Genomic DNA, 17,137 nt, shown 5'->3' on the forward strand with positions numbered 1-17,137 from the left:
TGCGCCGCCCGCCTCGACTGCGAGGCGCGCGACGCGCAGCGGGAACCGAAGTCCGCTTATCTGCGCGCAATGCGCGCCGTGTCCCGCGAAGGACCATGCCGGGGCCGCAGCCCCGAAAACTCGCCGTAACACCTGCGAATCAAAGAACTCCGAGCCATCATGACCGAACCGACCCAGCAGAACGCGCCCAGCGCCGCGCCCGAACTCGACGACAACCAGATCATCGCCGAGCGCCGCGAGAAACTGCGCGCGCTGCGCGAGGCAGGCGTCGCCTATCCGAACGACTTCCGCCCGACCCACCACGCCGCCGACCTCGCGCGCGACTACGCCGACACCGACAAGGACGCGCTCGAAGCGAATCCGCTCGAAGTGGCGATCGCCGGCCGCATGATGCTCAAGCGCGTGATGGGCAAGGCGAGCTTCGCCACGGTACGCGACGGTTCGGGCCAGATCCAGTTCTTCATCACGCCCGCCGACGTGGGCGAGGCGACTTACGACGCGTTCAAGAAGTGGGACCTCGGCGACATCGTCGCGGCCAGGGGTGTGCTGTTCCGCACCAACAAGGGCGAGCTTTCGGTGCGCTGCACGGAACTGCGTCTGCTCTCGAAGGCGCTGCGTCCGCTGCCGGACAAGTTCCACGGCCTCGCCGACCAGGAAATGCGCTATCGCCAGCGCTACGTCGACCTGATCGTCACGCCGGAAGCGCGTCAGACCTTCCAGGCGCGCACCAAGGCGATTTCTTCGGTGCGCCGCTTCATGGCCGACTCGGGCTTCATGGAAGTCGAAACGCCGATGCTGCACCCGATCCCGGGCGGCGCGGCCGCCAAGCCGTTCGTCACGCACCACAACGCGCTCGACATGCAGATGTTCATGCGCATCGCGCCCGAGCTTTATCTGAAGCGTCTGGTCGTGGGCGGCTTCGAGCGCGTGTTCGAGATCAACCGGAATTTCCGTAACGAAGGCGTTTCGCCGCGTCACAATCCGGAATTCACGATGATGGAGTTCTATGCCGCGTACACCGACTACGCGTGGCTCATGGACTTCACCGAGCAACTGATCCGCCAGGCCGCCATCGACGCGAGCGGCACCGCTGTGCTCACGTATCAGGGCCGTGAACTCGACCTCTCGAAGCCGTTCCATCGCTTGACGATCGTGCAGGCAATCCAGAAGTACGCGCCGCAGTACACGAACGAGCAGCTTGCCGACGCCGCCTTCCTGCGCGCAGAACTCAAGAAGTTCGGCGTGGACGCGAACCAGCCGCAATTCCTCAACGCGGGCGTGGGTTCGCTGCAGCTGGCGCTCTTCGAAGAGACGGCCGAGTCGCAGTTGTGGGAGCCGACCTACATCATCGACTACCCCGTTGAAGTCTCGCCGCTCGCGCGCGCTTCGGACACGCTGCCGGGCATCACCGAGCGCTTCGAGCTGTTCATCACGGGCCGCGAGATCGCCAACGGCTTCTCGGAGCTGAACGATCCGGAAGACCAGGCTGCGCGCTTCAAGAAGCAGGTCGAGCAAAAGGACGCCGGCGACGAAGAAGCGATGTTCTACGACGCCGACTACATCCGCGCGCTCGAATACGGCATGCCTCCGACGGGCGGCTGCGGCATCGGCATCGACCGTCTGATCATGCTGCTCACGGACAGCGCGAGCATCCGCGACGTGATCCTCTTCCCGCACCTGCGCCGCGAAGACTAAGCCGAACACTGCCTGACAAGACGGGGCGCATGCGGTTCACACCGTGTGCGCCCCGTTTCCGTTGGGGCATCTGAAGTGCACACATTTGTAACCATCGGTAAAATCTGCCGGCGGGCGCAGCGGCGGAGACGGGTACATCAATTGCTGCCCTGTGGAAAACCGCGCTGTGCAACGCTGCGCGACGACCACGCGCTCAGCGTCTGCCCGCACCCACCGCGCGGGGTTACAAATTGAAACGCTCACAGAATTCGATTGGCTCAAACTGGGTCTTACAAGAGAGCCAACTCTGCCAAAGACGGAGCCTGTCATGAACACAACCGATCCGACCACACCGAAACGCCGCCTCCATCCGCTGATCGCAACCGCGGCGGCAGCCGTCATCGTCGCGAGCCTTGCGGCCACGGCGGCCATCACCGGCGTTTTCCCGAAAGCGTCCAGCACCGCCGAACAGAGCGCCCAGGTTCAGACGGGCCAGACGGCCGTGACGGCTTCCCAGCCGCAGGTGGTCGACTCGACGAAGCCGGTGCAGGCCTCGCAATATGCGCAGAACGGGCAGAATGCGCCCGCCGAGTCGCAAGAGGCGCCGGCGCCGGCACAAGCTCAACAGCAAGCGGCCGTGCCCGTCGCCCCGGCGCAGCAGTATGGTCAACAGCCTGCCCAACAGCCGCAGCCTGCGCAGCAGTACGCCCAGGAAGCGCCGCCCGCCCAGCCCGCATGTTCGACGTGCGGCACGGTCGTCGCGATTTCCGCGGTCAAGCAAGAAGGCCACGGCACCGGCATCGGCGCGGTAGGCGGCGCGGTGGCCGGCGGCGTGGTCGGCAACCAGTTCGGCTCGGGTAACGGCCGCACGGCCATGACGCTGCTTGGCGCACTGGGTGGCGGCTTCGCGGGCAACTCGGTCGAAAAGCACCTGCGCAGCACGACGACCTATTCTGTGCGCGTGCGCATGGAGAACGGCAAGATGCGCTACTTCACGTATCACGAAGCGCCGCCGTTCCAGCAAGGCGAGCGCGTGCGCGTGGAGAACGGCACGCTCGTCGCGGGTTGATTGCACTGACGCTGGCCGCGCAATAAAAAAGGCGATTTGCCGTACTGGCAAATCGCCTTTTTCTCGTCTGCGTGCCGGGAATCAGTAGTCCGCGTCTTCGATCCACGCAGCCTGGATCGCTTCGAGAATCTTCTCGTTCGAGCGCTCGGGGTCGTCGTCGAAACCGTCGAGCTGGGTGATCCAGCGGTGCAGATCGGTGAAGCGCACATACTGCGGATCCACTTCGGGATGGGTGTCCGTCAAGGCCATCGCGATGTCCTGCGTATCGGTCCATTTCATGGCTGCACGCTCCTCCTGGTGTTCAGTGGCTCAGTGGTTTTCTTTCGCGTGGTTGATCGAGTAACGCGGAATCTCGACCACCAGGTCGTCGTTCGCGGGCACGATGGCCTGACACGACAGCCGCGACGTCGGCTCGAGGCCCCACGCCTTGTCGAGGAGATCGTCTTCGTCTTCCTCGGACGGCACGAGCGCATCGAAACCTTCGCGCACGATCACGTGACAGGTCGTGCAGGCGCACGACTTCTCGCATGCGTGCTCGATTTCGATACCGTGTTCGAGCAGCGCGTCGCACACGCTCTCGCCCGGTTTGGCGTCGATGACCGCGCCTTCAGGGCACAGTTCGACATGGGGCAGCACCACGATTTGAGGCATTGTGATTTCCGTATCCAATAACTTTCATATCGGGCGCATGCCCCGCCTCCGACGGCGGCATGTGCCCATTCTACTGTCGGTGCGCGCTCAGCCACATCGGGAAAGCACGCACGCGTGCGCCGTTTGCTAACGACGCGTTCGCCTTTAAGCTGTTGAGGCTGCAGGCGCGCTCCTGGCCGCGCCTTTAGCCGATCTCGTCGAGCTTCTTGCCGGCCAGCGCGCGCTTGATGCCCTTGTCCATGCGGCGCGCCGCAAACTCGTCGGTGCCCTCGGACAGTGCCTTGGTGGCGGCTTCGATCGCGCCGGCGTCCTCGCCCTGCGCAACTTGCGCGAGCGCGGCGATCAACGCGTCGACTTGCGCGCGCTCGGCTTCGTCGAGCAGTTCGCCGTCGGCGCCCAAAGCGGCGTTCGTCGCTTCGATGATGCGTTGCGCCTCGACTTGCGCCTCGCGCAGCGCGCGGGCGCGCATGTCGACTTCGGCGGTCTTGAAGCTGTCTTCGAGCATGCGGGCCACGTCGTCGTCGGCGAGACCGTAGGACGGCTTCACCACCACCGAGGCTTCCACGCCCGAGAGCTGCTCGCGCGCGAACACCGACAAGAGACCGTCCGCATCCACCTGGTAAGTCACGCGAATGCGCGCCGCGCCCGCCGCCATCGGCGGAATGCCGCGCAGCTCGAAACGCGCGAGCGAGCGGCAGTCGGCGACGAGTTCGCGCTCGCCCTGCACCACGTGAATCGCCATGGCCGTCTGGCCGTCCTTGAAAGTCGTGAAGTCCTGCGCACGCGCGACCGGGATGGTCGAATTGCGCGGGATGATCTTCTCGACGAGGCCCCCCATCGTCTCCACGCCGAGCGACAGCGGAATGACGTCGAGCAGCAGCCAGTCGTCCTCGCCGCCGCGGTTGCCCGCGAGCAGGTCGGCCTGGATCGCCGCGCCGAGCGCGACGACCTGATCGGGGTCCAGATTCGTGAGCGGCGCCTGGCCGAAGTGCTGTTCCACGGCGCGGCGGATCACGGGCATGCGCGTCGCGCCGCCAACCAGCACCACGCCCTTCACGTCCTTCGCGGCGACCTTCGCGTCGCGCAGCGCCTTCTTCGTCGGCGTGAGCGTGCGCTGCACGAGCGCTTGCGTGAGCGCTTCGAAGCGCGGCTCGTCGATCGTCAGCGCGATCGGCTGGCCGCTCGACAGGGTCGCCTCGATGCGCGCCACGGGCGCGGACGAGAGCGCTTCCTTCGCATCGCGCACGCGGTCGAGCAACAGGCGCACGTCTTCGGGCGCGAGCGTCGCGCGTTCGATGCCGGACTGCTCCAGTGCGTAAGCAAAGAGCGCGTGGTCGAAATCATCGCCGCCGAGCGCCGAATCGCCGCCGGCCGCCAGCACTTCGAACACGCCCTTCGTGAGCTTGAGAATCGACAGGTCGAAGGTGCCGCCGCCGAGGTCGTAGACCGCGTAGAGGCCTTCGGCGCCGCTGTCGAGCCCGTACGCGATTGCCGCCGCGGTCGGCTCGTTGAGCAGACGCAGCACGTTCAGGCCGGCGAGACGCGCGGCGTCCTTGGTCGCCTGGCGCTGCGCTTCGTCGAAGTACGCCGGCACCGTGATGACGGCGCCGACGAGCTCGTCGCCGAGCGTGTCTTCGGCGCGCTGGCGCAGCGTCGCGAGAATTTCCGCCGAGACTTCGACGGGGCTCTTCACGCCGTCGATGGTCTGGATTTGCACCATGCCCGGCGCGTCGACGAAGTCGTACGGCGCGTTGGCCGCGCCTTCGACCTCGGACTTGCCGCGGCCCATGAAGCGCTTGACCGACACGATCGTGTTACGCGGGTCGGTCGCGGCTTCCGCCTTCGCCGTGCGGCCGATGCGCCGGCCGCCGTTCGCGAGATAGCGCACGACCGAGGGCAGCAGCACGTGCCCGGCTTCGTCGGGCAGCACGTCGGGCACGCCGCTGCGCACCGCGGCGACCAGCGAGTTCGTCGTGCCGAGGTCGATGCCGACGGCGAGTCGCCGCTGATGCGGCGCCGGCGCCATGCCGGGTTCGGAGATTTGCAGTAAGGCCATCTGTGTGATCTGCTTTTTAACCTGATGGGCGCGAGCGCCCGATATCCGTTTGCGCGCCCGGTTTCAGCCTTCGAGCCGCTCGATCTGCGAGTCGATTTCGCTCGCCACGCGCTCGATGAACATGAGCTGGCGCACCGCTTCGGCCGCGGGCTGGTTCGAGCCGCTGTCGAGCAGCGCCGCGAGCTTCGTGAAGCGCACGCGTTCGTCGTCGCGCAGCTCGCCCGCGAGTGCGTCGAGCGCATCGACGTTCTTCGCCGCGACCGCGTCTTCGATCGACTCGCGCCACTCCATCTGCTGCATGAGGAACGCGGGCTCCATCGCGGTATTGTTCTCCGCGCCCACGTCGATGCCGCGCAGATGCAGCAGGTACTTCGCGCGCTTGAGCGGATCGCGCAGCGTCTGATACGCCTCGTTCGTGCGCGTGGCCCATTGCATGGCGATGCGCTTTTGCGCCTCGCCGGCCGCCGCGAAGCGGTCGGGATGCACCTGCGCCTGCACCGTGCGGTAGGCATGGTCGAGCACGTTCGCGTCGATCGCGAACTGCTCGGGCAGGCCGAACAGCACGAAGTGGCTGTCGGAGAGCGACCGGGAAGGCGTGGAAGGCGTGCTCATCGGCTGGAACGTTCTTGTGGGGCTATGAGGGGCTGAGAGGGGCTAACCCGCGGCCGTCAAAATCAAAAAGGCGGCACAGGCCGCCTTTTCACCGCTCGACGCGGGCTCAAACGCGGAAGGACTCGCCGCAGCCGCACTCGTCCTTCACGTTCGGGTTGTTGAACCGGAAGCCTTCGTTCAGCCCTTCACGCACGAAGTCGAGCTGCGTGCCGTCGATATAGGCGAGACTTTTCGGGTCGACGATGACCTTCACGCCGTGGCTCTCGAAGACGTTGTCTTCGGGCGCGAGTTCGTCGACGTACTCGAGCTTGTACGCGAGGCCCGAGCAGCCCGTCGTGCGCACGCCAAGACGCAGACCCACGCCCTTGCCGCGACGGGTCAGGTACTTTTGCACGTGCTGTGCCGCTTTTTCAGTCAACGTAATTGCCATAGCATCTTCGCCGCGCCTCGCGCCGCCAGTTGGGCTTTCGCCTTCCCTTGCGTCACGACGCAACCCTGCTGCATCCAAAATCGTTAGTCCCAGTGCGCCGAACTTTCCGGTCCGACGCCGTCCTGCATCTACTACGCCCCAGCGCCGTGCTTTACGCCGCGTCGGCCTTCGCTTCGGTCGTGTGACGCTGGCGATAGTCCGCAACCGCTGCCTTGATCGCGTCTTCCGCGAGAATCGAGCAGTGGATCTTCACGGGCGGCAGCGCCAGTTCTTCGGCGATCTGCGTGTTCTTGATGTCGAGCGCCTGGTCGAGCGTCTTGCCCTTCACCCACTCGGTCACGAGCGAGCTCGAAGCGATCGCCGAGCCGCAGCCGTAGGTCTTGAACTTCGCGTCTTCGATCACGCCGTCCGCGCCCACGCGGATCTGCAGCTTCATCACGTCGCCGCACGCCGGTGCGCCGACCATGCCGGTGCCCACTGCGTCGTCGTCCTTGGCAAACGAGCCGACGTTGCGCGGGTTTTCGTAGTGGTCCAGAACCTTGTCGCTATATGCCATGATCACACTCCTTCAATTCGTGTTTGCCGCGCTGCACGCAGTTGACTGCTCCTTGCGCTGCGGCCGGGTCGTTGTTCGCTGCTAACTGCGCCGCCTTGCTTAGTGCGCTGCCCACTGGATGGTCGACAGATCGATGCCGTCCTGATGCATTTCCCACAGCGGCGACAGCTCGCGCAGCTTGGCGATCTTCGTCTTCAGCAGGTTGATCACGTAGTCCACGTCCTGTTCCGTCGTGAAGCGGCCCACGGTGAAGCGGATCGAGCTGTGCGCCAGCTCGTCGTTGCGGCCGAGCGCGCGCAGCACGTACGACGGCTCGAGCGATGCGGAAGTGCACGCCGAACCCGACGACACCGCCACGTCCTTCACCGCCATGATCAGCGACTCGCCTTCGACGAAGTTGAAGCTGATGTTCAGGTTGTGCGGGACACGCTGTTCCATGTCGCCGTTCACGTAGGTTTCTTCGATTTCCTTCAGGCCACGCAGGAGCTTGTCGCGCAGCATGCGCACGCGCTCGTTTTCCGTGGCCATCTCTTCACGCGCGATGCGGAACGCTTCGCCCATGCCGACGATCTGGTGCGTGGCCAGCGTGCCCGAGCGCATGCCGCGCTCGTGGCCGCCGCCGTGCATCTGTGCTTCGATGCGCACGCGCGGCTTGCGGCGCACGTACAGCGCGCCGATGCCCTTCGGGCCGTAGGTCTTGTGCGCCGAGAACGACATCAGGTCGACCTTGAGTTTTTGCAGGTCGATGGGCGCCTTGCCGGTGGATTGCGCAGCGTCGACGTGGAAAATGATGCCCTTCTCACGGCAGATTTCGCCGATCGTCGCGATGTCCTGGATCACGCCGATCTCGTTGTTCACGTGCATGACGGAAACGAGGATCGTGTCGGGGCGCAGCGCGGCCTTGAACGCTTCGAGGTCGATCAGGCCGTCGTCCTTGACGTCCAGATACGTGACTTCGTAGCCTTCGCGCTCGAGCTCGCGGCAGGTGTCGAGCACGGCCTTGTGCTCGGTCTTCACCGTGATGATGTGCTTGCCCTTGCTCTTGTAGAAGTGCGCGGCACCCTTGATCGCGAGGTTGTCCGATTCGGTGGCACCGGAGGTCCAGATGATTTCGCGCGGGTCGGCGTTGACGAGCGCTGCGACCTGCTCGCGCGCCTCTTCGACGGCGCGCTCCGCATCCCAGCCATAAGCGTGGCTGCGCGACGCCGGATTGCCGAACTGCTCGCGCAGATACGGAATCATCTTGTCCACCACGCGCGGGTCGACGGGGGTCGTCGCGCTGTAGTCCATGTAAATGGGCAGGTGGGGAATGTCGTTATTCATCTATCGCTCCGGGGAATCTTGTGTGCTGCGCTGTACTGTCTGTTTTGCCAACTGCGGCGTTCTGGCGGCGCTCGCAGGCGTTACGAGCCCGCCATGTTGAAGATCGAGTTCGGACCCAGCGGCATCGCCCTGACCGGCTCCACCGCCGGCGCCTCGGCGCGGCGGTCGCGCAGGACGGCGGGCGCGGCGCCTTCGCGGGCGCGCTGCTTGTCCACCAGATCCTTGAGCGACACCGAATCGAGGTACTCGACCATTTTCTGGTTCAGCGTCGACCAGAGTTCGTGCGTCATGCAGTGGCCGTCGTGCTGCTTGGTACCCTCGCAGGCGCCCTTGCCGCCGCACTGGGTGGCGTCGAGCGGCTCGTCCACGGCGATGATGATGTCCGCGACCGTGACGTCCTCCGCGCGGCGCGCGAGGTTGTACCCGCCGCCCGGCCCACGGACCGATTCGACGATTTCATGACGGCGCAGCTTGCCGAACAGCTGTTCGAGGTACGACAGCGAGATGTGCTGCCGCTGGCTGATACCCGCAAGCGTCACCGGGCCCTGCTCCTGGCGCAGCGCCAGGTCAATCATCGCCGTGACGGCGAAACGGCCTTTGGTGGTGAGTCTCATGATGTATGGGAACCGCAATTCTCGACAATTTTCGTCAAGTATAAATACATGACTAGTTTAGTCAAGTATCAACGTCGCGATCTGGGTTATTAGGTGCGCGGCGAATCGCAAAAATGGCGCGATTTCTGCATTCGGCAGATCCGCGCCGCTCATCTCAATCCGCCAGTTGCGGACGCAATGCGGCGAGCAGACCCGCGCAGGCGGCTTCGCATTGATCGAGCACCGTTTCGAAGCCCGCGTCGCCGCCAAAATAGGGATCGACCACGACGCGCGTTTCGGCCTGCGGCGCGAATTCCATCAGCAGGCGGATCTTGTCGCGCTCGCTCGCCGGGCAGACGCCCTGAAGCGCGCTGACGTTGGCGTCGTCCATCGCCACGATCAGGTCGAAACGGTGAAAATCGTCGGCGGCGATCTGCCGGGCGCGCAACGCCGCGAGCGCGTAGCCGCGCAGGCCGCCCGCGCGCTGGGCGCGCTCGTCGGGCGCTTCGCCGATGTGCCAGTCACCCGTTCCCGCCGAATCGACCTCGACGCGCCCCGCCAGCCCCGCCTCGTCGACGAGACGCAGCATCACGGCCTCGGCCGTGGGCGAGCGGCAGATATTGCCAAGACAAACGAAGCAGACGGAAACCTTTTTCATTCGTGGGGGCTGGGGCAACGGAAGGCGTTCAGCGTGCGGCGGCGAATCTTAAATTATACGAAGCGCACGAACAACGCGCTGCGCGGCGCGTTGGCGCCGGCGCGATCATCAGATTGCGTTCGAGCGCGGCAGCGTCGCGATGCCGTTCATCGCCTTCACCGGCGTCTTGCCTTCGCTGCCCACGAGGCCATACGACACGGCGCGTGCGAGTTCTGCCGTAACCTGATCGGCGGCGAGCGGCATTTGCTGCTCGGCGGTCTTCCATGCATGGATCCATGCGATCACCGCAAGCGGCACGATCAGCGCCAGCGGCCAGTACACCGTTATTTTCTTTCTCATGATGCGACTCTCTATCGACTGTGAAGCGACAGGTGCGGACGCACTATCGCCAGGCGAGATGATATAGAGAGTCGCAATCAGGAAAAACCCGGTCCGGACGAACACACTGTTGCGCCAGCTTAAATAGTCGGCAAACCAGACTTGACCGATGCGCGCGTGTCAGGCCTGTTCGGGGCGCTTTGTCGTGTCCAGATGCGTGTGCCGCGCCGCGTACAACTCGCGAAACGTGCGCCCGACCGGCGCGGGCATGTCGCGCCCGGTACTCCAGCCCCGCGCAAATGGCAGCTTGCGAATGAGCCTGGCCTGCCCGCCCATGCGCTCGAGTATGCGCACGCCGAGCTTGGCGAGCAGCGCGTAGGCCGTGGGGTGAAGCGCGAGCCAGCCCCAGGCTGCGAGCGCCGCGCGCTCGCGCCACGGACGCAGGTGCCGCTCTGTTTGCTTCTCGCGCAGTTTGCGCAGCAGGTCCGAAAGCGGGATGCCCACCGGGCAGACGCTATTGCACTCGCCGCACAGCGTTGCAGCCTGCGGCAGATCGAGCGTCTTTTCGATGCCGACGTAGCTTGGCGTGAGCACCGAGCCCATCGGCCCCGGATAGACCCAGCCGTACGCGTGGCCGCCCACCTTCTGGTAGACCGGGCAGTGGTTCATACACGCCCCGCAACGGATGCAGCGCAGCATCTCCTGGAATTCGCCGCCGATCAGGCCGGTGCGGCCGCCGTCCACGAGCACGACGTACATGTGCTCGGGGCCGTCCCGGTCCTCGGGTCCGCGAGGGCCCGTGAGAACCGAAAAGTAGTTCGACGTGGCCTGCCCCGTCGCCGAACGCGGCAACAGACGCATGGCGATGGCGAGGTCTTCGAGCGTAGGCAGCACCTTCTCGATGCCCGTCACCGCCACGTGCACGCGCGGCATCACGGTGCACATGCCCTCGTTGCCCTCGTTGGTCACCAGCACGATCGAGCCCGTCTCCGCGACGAGGAAGTTGCCGCCCGTCACGCCCATGTCCGCCGAGAGAAAATGCGGGCGCAGGACTTCGCGCGCCTCGCGGGTCATGTCGGGGATTTCGGTCAGGCGCGGCTTATCGTGCGTCTTTGCGAAGAGATCGGCGATCTCGTCCTTGTCCTTGTGGACGACGGGCGCAATGATGTGGCTCGGCGGCTCGTTGTCGTTGATCTGCAGGATGTACTCGCCCAGATCGGTCTCGATGGACTGCACGCCCATTTCCGCGAGCACCGTATTGAGCCGCATCTCCTCCGAAACCATCGACTTGGTCTTGATGACCTTGTGCACGTCGTGGCGCCGCGCGATGTCCGCGACCAGCTTCGCCGCGTCTTGCGCCGTTTCCGCGTAGAGCACGGTCACGCCGCGCCGCGTCGCCTCGGTCTCGAACTGCTCGAGCCAGACGTCGAGATTGTCGAGCGCGCGGTTGCGGCGCGCCTTGAGCGCCGCGCGCGTGGCCGGGAAATCGATCGCGGTGATCGCTTCGGCGCGCGCGGAGACGAACTTGGTCGAAAGTTTCTTGAGGTTGTGCTGCAGACGCTGATCGGCCAGCTTCTGACCGGCGCGCGCCTTGAACTGCATCGATTGGACTTGCATGGCGTGAGGGCGAGGTTGAGCGGTGTTCGGCGAGGTCTGGGGTCGAGGTCCGGGGCTATTCGGACGTTCCGCACGAAGCGAGCGGCGGCAGCCGGCGGCGCATCACACGTCGCCGGCCAGCACTTGCGCAATGTGCAGCACGCGCGTAGTGGTGTCGCCGGTGCGGCGCAAACGCCCTTCGATATTCAACATGCAGCCGAGGTCGCCGAGCACCACCGCGCCCGCGCCGCTCGCCTGAACATTCGCGCATTTTTCGTCTGCAATGGCCGTCGAGATGTCCCCGTACTTCACCGCAAAGGTGCCGCCGAAGCCGCAGCAGTGCTCGCAGTCCTTCATCTCGCGCACTTCGACGCCGCGCTGGGCGAGCAACGCGCGCGGCTGCGCCCTGACCCCGAGCTCACGCAGGCCTGAACACGAATCGTGATACGTCACCGGCCCGCTGAACTCGCCTTGCGGCAGCGTGACCTTGGCGACGTTCACGAGGAAATCCGTGAGTTCGTAGACGCGCTCGCGCAACTTACCGTAGCGCGCCATCAATTCCGGATCGTCGCGGAACAGATCGCCGTAGTGCACGCGGATCATGCCGCCGCACGAACCCGAAGGGACAACGAGATAGTCGAACTGCTCGAATTCGCGCAGCGTCTTTTCGGCGAGGTCACGCGCGATGGCGCGCTCGCCGGAGTTGTAGGCCGGCTGGCCGCAGCAGGTTTGCGCGGGCGGCACGACGACTTCATAGCCCGCCTCTTCGAGCAACTTGAGCGTCGAAAAGCCAATTTCCGGACGCATCGTGTCGATGAGGCACGTGACGAACAAACCGACTCGCATGGGAACTCCTCGTGAAAACCGTCCCCGATTATCCTTTGTTTCGCCGCCATGACCAACGCCGGCCTGCATCGCCCTCGCCCGTCGCGCGCGATGCCGCAGCGCAGCGCGAGTCTTGGTCCTGGCGCTTACTTTTTTCACAATACGAGATACAATGCATTTTCCGCCTCACGTGTCAAACGAATCTGAACTCATGAGCGACACCCATCCAGATCCGAAGACCTCGATTCAGGTGATCGAGCGCATGATGCGCCTGCTGGACGCGCTGGCCGCGCACAGCGACCCTGTCAGCCTGAAGGAACTTGCGCAGCGCACCGAACTGCATCCTTCGACTGCGCACCGCATCCTGAACGATATGGTGAGCTGCCGCCTCGTCGACCGCTCCGATCCCGGCACCTACCGGCTTGGCATGCGGTTGCTCGAACTCGGCAACCTCGTGAAAGCGCGGCTTTCGGTGCGCGACGCGGCGCTCACGCCGATGCGCGAACTGCACCGTCTCACGGGCCAGACCGTCAACCTCTCCGTGCGCCAGGGCGACGAAATCGTCTATATCGAACGCGCCTATTCGGAGCGCTCGGGCATGCAGGTGGTGCGCGCGATTGGCGGCCGGGCTCCGCTGCACCTCACTTCGGTTGGCAAGCTCTTTCTGGCCGCCGACGAAGCGAACCGCGTGCGCGCGTACGCCACGCGCACCGGCTTGTCGGGTCACACGCGCAACAGCATTACCGACCTCGGACGCCTCGAGCGCGAACTCGCTCACGTACGCCAGCAATTCTGTGCACGTGATAACGAAGAACTCGAACTGGGCGTGCGCTGCATCGCCGCCGGCATCTACGACGACACCGGCAAACTCGTGGCGGGCCTTTCGCTCTCGGCACCCGCGGACCGCCTGCAGGATTCGTGGCTCGGCCAGTTGAGCAAGACGGCGCTGACGATTTCAGAGTCGCTCGGCTATCACCCGGAGCCCGCCGAAGGCAACGTGCAGCCCGCCTGAAGTCAGGGCGAAGCACATCGAGAAGAGCGGAGGCGTGCCCTCCGCTTTTTTTGGCTTGCTGCCTGCCTCATGCGACCACTTCATCGAGTTTGCGGCTCAGCTTCGTGTCGAGATGGCGTGCTTCTTTTGCCAGATTCACCTGCTTCGCCGTTCGCGCCGTTTCCAGCAGCGCCGAGTCGATGCTGTACGCGTCGCGCCCCTTCAGCCAGGCCAGGATGTCGCCAAGATGCCATAGCGACGGATTGCCCTCGTGCACGGGCAGGGGAAATTCCGCCGCGTGCCCGAGCATCAGCTTGCGCAGGTTCTGGCGGGACATGCCGGTCATGTCCGCGGCATCGGTCAAACCGACAAAGTCTGGTGCGGCTTCCACGAGGCGCGCGGTAGGCACCGCCTGCTTCACGTCCTGCAGCGCCGTGTAGATTGCCGACCATGCGTTCGCACTGTCGCGCGAGAAACTCAGCGCGATTCGGCCCGGCAAGCCCACACCGATCGTCGCGTCGTCGCAGCCGGCAACGGCGAGGCGCTCCACGAGATATTCGTGATCGCTGTCTTCGATTGCCAGCTGGTACTTGAGAGTGAACAGGTAGTTCATGACTTACTCCGGCGCTTCGGCCGCCGCACACGCAGCTGCCGCGTTGATACGATGTGTCGTGCAGTTGTCGACCACGCGTTTGAGCACATAGGCGTGATTGCCTGCATTACGCGGTGTACTCCAGATGTTCGTAATGCAGAATTCCCCGCAACGACAGGCAGCGTCGTTGTATGGGCAGTACATTCGTCCCCACGCGTGCCCATGGCTTTTACCTGGTTTAACTAACCAACCCTGCTTCTCGGCGTAAGCAAGCACGGCCTCGATTTCTTTCTTTGGGTGCGATCGTCTCATCGACAGACTCAGTGTATGCATGATCACCATGGTTGTCAATTGACAACCATCAAGAGCCAGCATCACCGCGCGCCGAAGTCAGGCGGGATTGGACGCCAGGCCACCATTGAATGAACAATGTTGCCGACGAACCAAACGACGAAACAGTCTGCCGATCGTTATAGGACGAACGGCACGCACCAGAAAGCAAAACGCCCCGCGGTTGCGGGGCGTTTGTCCGGAAATCCGCAAAGGCGGGGATCAGGTCCCAGCGCCGCCTGCGTCGGCGCTCGTAATGCGCGGCTGCTGGTCGGCGCCGCCATTGTCGAGCCACGTGCGCACGCGCGTTGCATCCGCGAAGCGCGAGTACTTGCCGCTCGAATCGAGCAGGACCATGATCACCGGACGATTGTGGATCGTCGTCTGCATGACGAGGCACTCACCCGCTTCGTTGATGAAGCCCGTCTTCTGCAGGCCGATGTCCCATGACGCATTGCGGACCAGCGCGTTCGTGCTGTTGTAGGCGAGATTGCGCTTGCCCGTGAATACGTCGTAGCTGCGGTCGGTCGAGAACTGGCGAATCATCGGGTACTGGTACGCCGCGTTCACCATCTTCACGAGGTCACGCGCGGTCGAAACGTTGTGGCTCGTGAGCCCCGTCGAATTCTCGAAGTGCGTATCGGTCATGCCGAGTTGCTTCGCCTTCGCGTTCATCGCCGCGATGAACGCCGGACGCCCGCCCGGGTAATAGCGCGAGAGCGCCGCCGCCGCGCGGTTTTCCGATGCCATCAGCGCGATGTGCAACATGTCCTCGCGCGAGAGCACCGAGCCCACCGAAAGACGCGAACCCGTGTTCTTCTCGTAGTCGCGGTCTTCGTCCGTGACTTCGATCGGTTCCGAGAGCGACTCCTTCGAGTCGAGCACGACCATCGCGGTCATGAGCTTCGAGATCGAGGCGATCGGCACGACGGCGTGCGAGTTCTTGTCGAACAGCGGCTCGAGCGTGTTCTGGTCGACCACGTACGCAACGCCCGAGCGCAGCATCAGCGAGTCGGGGGAATCGTGCAGACCGAACGCCTGACCCACGGTCGGCTGGCGCGGTTCGAACGCGACACGGCGCACCGCCGAGTGGTGGCGACCGTTCATCGTATAAGTGACGCGGCGTTTTTTGGCCACCGGACGCGCATCGTCGTCCTTTGCGGCGACGGTACGGGCGGCGCCCGCCTTCTTGCTGACCTTGGCCGTTTCCGGCTCGGCCTTCGCAACCTTCTTGGTGGCTTTTTTCGCCTTGGCCGTTTTGGCCGGCGCAGCGTCTTGCGACGCAGCAAAGGCGCCCTCAGGCGCCACGAGCGTCGCACTGATCGCGACGGAAACAGCCACCGACAGTGCGGTGCTGATAACCGACGACGGCATCAGTGAGAACGACAGGAGCTTGTCGGATTTCATTAGTGTTCTTGATGGAGCGGCGGGATCGTTCGCCAAGTGTAGTAAAACCACGAAAAATTCGCAAATTGAAGCACTTATAGGCGCTCATTAAACCGAAGTATGACCTCCGATTGAGCTGGCCAATGCACTTCCCGCATTCGATGGAGTCAGACAATTGCCAAGCCACTCCTCTCGCCGCGACGCCGTTTTCTGACAACGTTTGCGGCACGCGCAAAATGCGCTTGCTGCGTTAACGGCGTTCGTCGCAGGAACTTGAACTGAGGAAAAAACGGGTGAGATTTGTCTGACTACCAGTGCCGCCGTGCCGCGCGACGCGCGTTCGACCGCAATGGATCGTTAACGTTCCATGAAGGAATTCGGTGGACGCACCCAGGTGAAATCCTATAGACGCGTTCACGTGATCCATGCCGCATCTTGCCAGAAGCCGCGTTTGCGCGCTTGCCCCACCCTGCGCGCTGCCTTTGTCAACGCGCTGCGAGCCCCGCGCTACGGGGCATTGGCAGGTTGTCGCGGTTGCGCGATGCGCCGGGCATAAGTGATTGTTTAATAATAAATTATCGACATTGTGCGACGCACCAAAAAGCCTTGACTTTCTTCTGGAGCATCCTAAAATCGAATCAATGTTGCGACGCACAAAGCGAGCGACAGAGCACCAGCGCCGTGCCACTTACTTCAGGCGACCCACGAAGGCCGCCGACATCCAGGAGCGTAAACATGAGTCTGCTGACCCCTGAGCAATTCGCCGCTGCCCAGAAAGCCAACCTCGAAACCCTGTTCGGCCTCACCGGCAAGGCATTCGAAGGCGTGGAAAAGCTCGTCGAATTGAACCTTCAGGCTGTCCGCTCGAATCTGGCGGAATCGCAGGAACACGCCCAGCGCGCACTGTCGGTGAAGGACGCGCAGGAATTCCTGGCCCTGCAAACGAGCTATGCCCAGCCGCTGACCGAAAAGCTGCTGTCGTATGGCCGTCATGTGTATGAAATCGCCTCGGCCACCCAGGCTGAGTTCGCGAAGGTCGCCGAAGCCCACTACGAAGAGCAGAACCGCAAGGTTCAATCGCTCGTCGACAACGTCGCGAAGAATGCGCCGGCTGGCTCGGAAACCGCAGTCGCCGTGATCAAGTCGGCCATCAACGCCGCGAACACGACCTACGAAACGGTCCACAAGGCGACGAAGCAAGCCGTGGAAATGGCGGAAAGCAACTTCAACGCCGCCACCGCTGCTGCGAGCAAGGCTGCCGCCCAGGCGTCGCGCTCGGCTGCCGCTTCGGCCACGGCCAAGAAGACGGTCTGAAGGTTGTAGCTTGATCCGGTGCGTGCGCTGAAGCAGCGTCGCACCGGGCGCCGGACCTGAACGCTCCGGCATGCCGCCCGGCATGTCACTTGCCCGGTCGCCGACCGGGAATCTTTTTTACGCTCCGGCGCCTCTCGCAGCACCTACCGCAGAACCCAAAAGC

19 protein-coding genes are annotated in these 17,137 nt (G+C 64.1%); 4 read left to right on the plus strand and 15 right to left on the minus strand.

Features of this window, described 5'->3' with window-relative positions; genetic code table 11:
• Window positions 1-159: 159 nt before the first annotated feature.
• The gene (gene lysS, locus AB4Y40_RS01845) at window positions 160-1,695 is read left to right on the plus strand and encodes a lysine--tRNA ligase (protein ID WP_368686211.1); all 1,536 of its coding nucleotides are present in this window, start codon (window positions 160-162) and stop codon (window positions 1,693-1,695) included.
• 307 nt (window positions 1,696-2,002) lie between these two features.
• The gene (locus tag AB4Y40_RS01850) at window positions 2,003-2,743 is read left to right on the plus strand and encodes a glycine zipper 2TM domain-containing protein (protein WP_368686212.1); all 741 of its coding nucleotides are present in this window, start codon (window positions 2,003-2,005) and stop codon (window positions 2,741-2,743) included.
• 81 nt (window positions 2,744-2,824) lie between these two features.
• Here the strand turns inward: AB4Y40_RS01850 and iscX are convergent, their stop codons facing one another.
• The 12 genes from iscX to AB4Y40_RS01910 form a co-directional block, all read right to left on the minus strand.
• A complete protein-coding gene (iscX, locus tag AB4Y40_RS01855; protein WP_028204168.1) occupies window positions 2,825-3,022 on the minus strand; it encodes a Fe-S cluster assembly protein IscX in 198 nt (65 codons plus the stop codon).
• A 30-nt stretch (window positions 3,023-3,052) separates the two neighbouring features.
• Window positions 3,053-3,394 (minus strand): ISC system 2Fe-2S type ferredoxin, encoded by a 342-nt coding sequence (fdx, locus tag AB4Y40_RS01860; protein ID WP_158757575.1) that lies wholly within the window; start codon window positions 3,392-3,394, stop codon window positions 3,053-3,055.
• Between the two features lie 184 nt (window positions 3,395-3,578).
• Window positions 3,579-5,450: a Fe-S protein assembly chaperone HscA gene (hscA, locus tag AB4Y40_RS01865; RefSeq protein ID WP_368686213.1), complete on the minus strand. Its 1,872-nt coding sequence runs from the start codon at window positions 5,448-5,450 to the stop codon at window positions 3,579-3,581.
• Between the two features lie 63 nt (window positions 5,451-5,513).
• Window positions 5,514-6,062 (minus strand): Fe-S protein assembly co-chaperone HscB, encoded by a 549-nt coding sequence (gene hscB / locus AB4Y40_RS01870; protein ID WP_368686214.1) that lies wholly within the window; start codon window positions 6,060-6,062, stop codon window positions 5,514-5,516.
• A gap of 106 nt (window positions 6,063-6,168) precedes the next feature.
• Complete coding sequence (gene iscA / locus AB4Y40_RS01875; protein ID WP_028210067.1) at window positions 6,169-6,492, minus strand: iron-sulfur cluster assembly protein IscA; 324 nt, start codon at window positions 6,490-6,492, stop codon at window positions 6,169-6,171.
• 151 nt (window positions 6,493-6,643) lie between these two features.
• Complete coding sequence (iscU, locus tag AB4Y40_RS01880) at window positions 6,644-7,048, minus strand: Fe-S cluster assembly scaffold IscU (protein WP_028216879.1); 405 nt, start codon at window positions 7,046-7,048, stop codon at window positions 6,644-6,646.
• 99 nt (window positions 7,049-7,147) lie between these two features.
• A complete protein-coding gene (locus tag AB4Y40_RS01885; protein ID WP_069265526.1) occupies window positions 7,148-8,371 on the minus strand; it encodes an IscS subfamily cysteine desulfurase in 1,224 nt (407 codons plus the stop codon).
• A gap of 80 nt (window positions 8,372-8,451) precedes the next feature.
• The gene (gene iscR, locus AB4Y40_RS01890) at window positions 8,452-8,985 is read right to left on the minus strand and encodes a Fe-S cluster assembly transcriptional regulator IscR (RefSeq protein ID WP_042264865.1); all 534 of its coding nucleotides are present in this window, start codon (window positions 8,983-8,985) and stop codon (window positions 8,452-8,454) included.
• A gap of 154 nt (window positions 8,986-9,139) precedes the next feature.
• Window positions 9,140-9,622, minus strand: coding sequence for a low molecular weight protein-tyrosine-phosphatase (locus tag AB4Y40_RS01895; protein WP_368686215.1), 483 nt, complete (start codon window positions 9,620-9,622; stop codon window positions 9,140-9,142).
• A gap of 108 nt (window positions 9,623-9,730) precedes the next feature.
• Window positions 9,731-9,961 carry a hypothetical protein gene (locus AB4Y40_RS01900; protein ID WP_069265523.1) on the minus strand — a complete coding sequence of 77 codons (231 nt, stop codon included), beginning with the start codon at window positions 9,959-9,961 and terminating at the stop codon, window positions 9,731-9,733.
• 159 nt (window positions 9,962-10,120) lie between these two features.
• Complete coding sequence (locus tag AB4Y40_RS01905; RefSeq protein WP_368686216.1) at window positions 10,121-11,557, minus strand: lactate utilization protein B; 1,437 nt, start codon at window positions 11,555-11,557, stop codon at window positions 10,121-10,123.
• A gap of 102 nt (window positions 11,558-11,659) precedes the next feature.
• The gene (locus AB4Y40_RS01910) at window positions 11,660-12,382 is read right to left on the minus strand and encodes a (Fe-S)-binding protein (protein ID WP_368686217.1); all 723 of its coding nucleotides are present in this window, start codon (window positions 12,380-12,382) and stop codon (window positions 11,660-11,662) included.
• Between the two features lie 190 nt (window positions 12,383-12,572).
• Here AB4Y40_RS01910 and AB4Y40_RS01915 point away from each other — a divergent pair, with 190 nt between their 5' ends.
• The gene (locus AB4Y40_RS01915) at window positions 12,573-13,373 is read left to right on the plus strand and encodes an IclR family transcriptional regulator (RefSeq protein WP_028204180.1); all 801 of its coding nucleotides are present in this window, start codon (window positions 12,573-12,575) and stop codon (window positions 13,371-13,373) included.
• A gap of 67 nt (window positions 13,374-13,440) precedes the next feature.
• Here the strand turns inward: AB4Y40_RS01915 and AB4Y40_RS01920 are convergent, their stop codons facing one another.
• From AB4Y40_RS01920 to pbpG, 3 genes are all read right to left on the minus strand, one after another.
• Window positions 13,441-13,965 (minus strand): helix-turn-helix transcriptional regulator, encoded by a 525-nt coding sequence (locus tag AB4Y40_RS01920; RefSeq protein ID WP_368686218.1) that lies wholly within the window; start codon window positions 13,963-13,965, stop codon window positions 13,441-13,443.
• 3 nt (window positions 13,966-13,968) lie between these two features.
• On the minus strand, window positions 13,969-14,256 hold the full coding sequence (locus tag AB4Y40_RS01925; RefSeq protein WP_368686346.1) for a hypothetical protein: 288 nt from the start codon (window positions 14,254-14,256) through the stop codon (window positions 13,969-13,971).
• A gap of 240 nt (window positions 14,257-14,496) precedes the next feature.
• The gene (pbpG, locus tag AB4Y40_RS01930) at window positions 14,497-15,681 is read right to left on the minus strand and encodes a D-alanyl-D-alanine endopeptidase (RefSeq protein ID WP_368686219.1); all 1,185 of its coding nucleotides are present in this window, start codon (window positions 15,679-15,681) and stop codon (window positions 14,497-14,499) included.
• A gap of 714 nt (window positions 15,682-16,395) precedes the next feature.
• Here pbpG and AB4Y40_RS01935 point away from each other — a divergent pair.
• Complete coding sequence (locus AB4Y40_RS01935) at window positions 16,396-16,974, plus strand: phasin family protein (RefSeq protein ID WP_324140430.1); 579 nt, start codon at window positions 16,396-16,398, stop codon at window positions 16,972-16,974.
• Window positions 16,975-17,137 lie beyond the last annotated feature (163 nt).

Source organism: Paraburkholderia sp. EG287B (genome assembly GCF_040965595.1).
Taxonomy (GTDB): domain Bacteria; phylum Pseudomonadota; class Gammaproteobacteria; order Burkholderiales; family Burkholderiaceae; genus Paraburkholderia.